Origin of the sequence: uncultured Thiodictyon sp. (genome assembly GCA_903837595.1) — a bacterium.
GTDB lineage: Bacteria > Pseudomonadota > Gammaproteobacteria > Chromatiales > Chromatiaceae > Thiodictyon.
In genome coordinates this window covers 1-1,893 of sequence record CAILVI010000356.1, presented here as the reverse complement: position 1 = coordinate 1,893, position 1,893 = coordinate 1, and the positions used below count along the sequence as shown (strand labels likewise).

Genomic DNA, 1,893 nt, shown 5'->3' with positions numbered 1-1,893 from the left:
TGCTGGTCTGGGATGGCACCGGCGTCTGGCTGTGCAACCGCCGATTGCATCGTGGCCGCTTCGTCTGGCCCCGCGCCGATACTCCGGTCTTCCATCTCTCTGCCAGGCAATGGCAATGGCTCATCACCGGGGTCGATTGGCAGCGACTTGAGGCCGCGCCGCTGGCCCATTGGCGGGTATGAAACGACATGCAAAATCCGTACGCAAAAGCAGTGCTTGAACGACCGAACAAATATCGTTGAAACGCCCTGTTCATCGGGCTTTGCGCCCGGTGAACAGGTATAATTGTGGCATGGATTTACACGCTGATTTGGCCCGTTTCAACCCCGATCCCGCACTCGCGAATTGGATCACCGCCGCCGTTCAGAAAGTCATCAATCAAGCGCAGCAAGAAGCCGCCGAATCGGCGCGGCAAATCACCCGCCGCGACACCGAACTGCACGCCGCGCAGACCAAGATTCAAGCCCTCACCCTGGAGTTGGCCCACCTGCGCCGGATGCGTTTTGGCACCCGTAGCGAAGCCTTTACGGGTGAAGAACGCGACCTGTTTCAGGAAACCCTGGCCAGCGACATCGCCGCCGCCGAAGCGATATTGGCGCAAGAACAACAAGACAAGCCAGCGCCAACATCTGATCCGAAACCGCCGCGTCCGCGCGCCGGTCGTCAGCCCCTGCCGGAGCATCTGCCGCGCATCGAACATCGCCACGAACCGGACTCCTGTACGTGTGCAGAGTGCGGCAAGGGCCTAGTCAAGATCGGTGAGGACATCAGCGAACAACTGGATGTCGAACCCGCCCGCTTCTTCGTGCATCGTCACATCCGCCCGCAATACGCTTGCCGGGCCTGCGAGACCGTGACAGCGGCGCCGATCCCTCCCACCGTGATTGACGGTGGCATGGCCGCCGTGGGCTTGTATGCCTGGGTGATCATCGGCAAGCATCTGGACCATCTGCCGCTCTACCGACTGGAGCAGATCGCGGCGCGGGATCGGGTCATCCTGTCGCGTTCCACGATGGCGGAATGGGTCGGACGCATCGGCGTGGCGCTACAGCCGCTGGCGGACCGTCTGGCTGAACGGCTGCTGATGCGCAGCGTGCTGCACGCCGATGAAACACCGGTGGCGCAACTCGACCCGGGCCAAGGCAAGACAAAGCGCGCGTATCTGTGGGCCTACCGCAGCAACGTGCTCGAGACGGGCCCACCGATCGTGGTGTTTGATTACCAGACCAGTCGCGCGGGAAGGCACGCCAGGGAATTCCTTGCCGGGTGGCAGGGTCATCTCATGGTCGATGATTACTCAGGTTATAAAGCCTTGTTTGCCGACGGGGTGACGGAGCTTGGCTGCCTGGCGCACGCCCGGCGGAAATACTTCGATCTCAATGCGGCGCAAGCTAATCCGATAGCGCAGGAAGCACTGCGCCGGATCGCGGCGTTGTATGCCATCGAGGTACAGGGCAAAGACATGACGGTGGAGGAGCGCACGCAATGGCGGCAAGCGCACGCGCAGCCACTGCTGCAATCGATGCATGACTGGTTGTTGCAAACGCGTGTGACTGTGGCCAACGGCGGTGGTACGGCGAAGGCCATTGATTACAGTCTGAAGCGCTGGCCGGCTTTGAGTCGCTATGCCACCGATGGGCGATTGCCCATCGACAACAATCCGGTGGAGAACACGATCCGGCCCATAGCCATTGGAAAAAAGAATTGGCTCTTCGCCGGCTCCGAGCGCGCCGGCAAACGCGCGGCGGCAATTCAGACATTACTCGGTACAGCGAAACTCAATGGCCTCGATCCAGCGGCTTGGCTGCGCGATACGTTGGAGAAATTGCCGACCTGCCTCAACAGCCAGATCGATTCGCTATTGCCCCTGCGGGCGGAGCCCCTATCTCAACC

The 1,893-nt window shown here is 61.3% G+C and carries 2 protein-coding genes; both read left to right on the top strand.

Annotated elements, in window-relative coordinates; all coding sequences use genetic code 11:
* Positions 1-182: IS66 family insertion sequence element accessory protein TnpB (gene tnpB, locus QZY44_RS20245; RefSeq protein ID WP_295450883.1), on the top strand; the 182-nt coding region annotated here is incomplete at its 5' end.
* A 110-nt stretch (positions 183-292) separates the two neighbouring features.
* Positions 293-1,893: IS66 family transposase (locus QZY44_RS20240; RefSeq protein ID WP_295450880.1), on the top strand; the 1,601-nt coding region annotated here is incomplete at its 3' end.